The following is a 2,709-nucleotide window of genomic DNA, read 5'->3' as shown; positions in this document are numbered from 1 at the left end:
CACAGTGGGTGTAATTGGTGTTGGCTGGCTGCTGACGGGGCAGCCAGTAATTTGTATTGAACGACACTTGGAACGCTATACACCAGGTCATAACCATCAGTGTTATAGGATCAAGCCTCACGGGCAATTAGTATCGGTTAGCTTAACGCATTACTGCGCTTCCACACCCGACCTATCAACGTCCTGGTCTCGAACGACCCTTCAGGGGGATCAAGTCCCCGGGATACCTAATCTTCAGACGAGTTTCCCGCTTAGATGCCTTCAGCGGTTATCTCTTCCGTACTTAGCTACCCGGCAATGCCATTGGCATGACAACCGGTACACCAGAGGTACGTCCACTCCGGTCCTCTCGTACTAGGAGCAGGCTCCGTCAAGTATCCAACGCCCACGGCAGATAGGGACCAAACTGTCTCACGACGTTTTAAACCCAGCTCACGTACCTCTTTAAATGGCGAACAGCCATACCCTTGGGACCGGCTACAGCCCCAGGATGAGATGAGCCGACATCGAGGTGCCAAACACCGCCGTCGATATGAACTCTTGGGCGGTATCAGCCTGTTATCCCCAGAGTACCTTTTATCCGTTGAGCGATGGCCCTTCCATTCAGAACCACCGGATCACTATGTCCTGCTTTCGCACCTGTTCGACTTGTCAGTCTCACAGTCAAGCACGCTTATGCCATTGCACTATCAGCACGATTTCCGACCGTACCTAGCGTACCTTCGAACTCCTCCGTTACACTTTGGGAGGAGACCGCCCCAGTCAAACTGCCCACCATGCACTGTCCCCGATCCGGATAACGGACCAAGGTTAGAACCGCAAACAAACCAGGGTGGTATTTCAAGGATGGCTCCACGTGATCTGGCGACCACGCTTCAAAGCCTCCCACCTATCCTACACAGGCCGGTTCACAGTCCAATGCAAAGCTACAGTAAAGGTTCATGGGGTCTTTCCGTCTAGCCGCGGGTAGATTGCATCATCACAAACACTTCAACTTCGCTGAGTCTCAGGAGGAGACAGTGTGGCCATCGTTACGCCATTCGTGCAGGTCGGAACTTACCCGACAAGGAATTTCGCTACCTTAGGACCGTTATAGTTACGGCCGCCGTTTACCGGGGCTTCGATCAAGAGCTTGCACCCCATCACTTAACCTTCCGGCACCGGGCAGGCGTCACACCCTATACGTCGACTTTCGTCTTTGCAGAGTGCTGTGTTTTTAATAAACAGTCGCAGCCACCGATTCTCTGCGACCCCATCATGCTAAGCGCGCAGGCGCTTCACACTACCGGGGTATACCTTCTCCCGAAGTTACGGTATCAATTTGCCGAGTTCCTTCTCCTGAGTTCTCTCAAGCGCCTTGGAATATTCATCCCGTCCACCTGTGTCGGTTTGCGGTACGGTCTCGTACAGCTGAAGCTTAGAGGCTTTTCTTGGAACCACTTCCAATCACTTCGCAAGCAATGCTCGCTCGTGCCACACCCTTGATTTACGCGCCCGGATTTGCCTAAGCGCCATCTTCGATGCAGCAACAGGGACATCCAACACCCTGATGATCTTCCGCGATCCGTCCCCCCATCGCACTGTACGACGGTGCTGGAATATTAACCAGCTTCCCATCAGCTACGCATCTCTGCCTCGCCTTAGGGGCCGACTCACCCTGCGCCGATGAACGTTGCGCAGGAAACCTTGGACTTACGGCGAGGGGGCTTTTCACCCCCTTTATCGCTACTCATGTCAGCATTCGCACTTCTGATACCTCCAGCAGCCTTTACAAGCCACCTTCGCAGGCTTACAGAACGCTCTCCTACCGCGTGCACTAAAAGTGCACACCCGCAGCTTCGGTTTATCGCTTAGCCCCGTTACATCTTCCGCGCAGGACGACTCGATCAGTGAGCTATTACGCTTTCTTTAAAGGATGGCTGCTTCTAAGCCAACCTCCTGACTGTCTATGCCTTCCCACTTCGTTTCCCACTTAGCGATAATTCGGGACCTTAGCTGGCGGTCTGGGTTGTTTCCCTCTTGAGTCCGGACGTTAGCACCCGGTGCTCTGTCTCCCAAGCTGTACTTGCGGGTATTCGGAGTTTGCCATAGTTTGGTAAGTCGCCATGACCCCCTAGCTATAACAGTGCTCTACCCCCCGCAGTAATACTTGAGGCACTACCTAAATAGTTTTCGGAGAGAACCAGCTATTTCCAGATTTGTTTAGCCTTTCACCCCTATCCACAGCTCATCCCCTAATTTTTCAACATTAGTGGGTTCGGTCCTCCAGCACGTGTTACCGTGCCTTCAACCTGGCCATGGATAGATCATCTGGTTTCGGGTCTACACCCAGCGACTGAATCGCCCTATTCGGACTCGCTTTCGCTACGGCTTCCCTATTCGGTTAACCTTGCCACTGAATGTAAGTCGCTGACCCATTATACAAAAGGTACGCAGTCACCCCACAAGGAGGCTCCTACTGTTTGTATGCATACGGTTTCAGGATCTATTTCACTCCCCTTCCGGGGTTCTTTTCGCCTTTCCCTCACGGTACTGGTTCACTATCGGTCGATCACGAGTATTTAGCCTTGGAGGATGGTCCCCCCATCTTCAAACAGGATTTCACGTGTCCCGCCCTACTTGTCTTACGCTTAGTTCCACACACAAAATTTCATCTACAGGGCTATCACCTGCTACGGCCGGACTTTCCATTCCGTTCGATTATCTTGC

General features: G+C 52.7%; 1 rRNA gene. It reads right to left on the bottom strand.

Going from position 1 to position 2,709, the window contains the following annotated elements:
* Positions 1-106 precede the first annotated feature (106 nt).
* Positions 107-2,709, bottom strand: a 23S ribosomal RNA gene (locus BMW75_RS28970); the annotation flags it as partial.

This window comes from Achromobacter sp. NFACC18-2 (assembly GCF_900108985.1).
Classification (GTDB): Bacteria; Pseudomonadota; Gammaproteobacteria; order Burkholderiales; family Burkholderiaceae_B; genus Achromobacter.
This window is presented reverse-complemented; position numbering and strand designations above follow the sequence as displayed.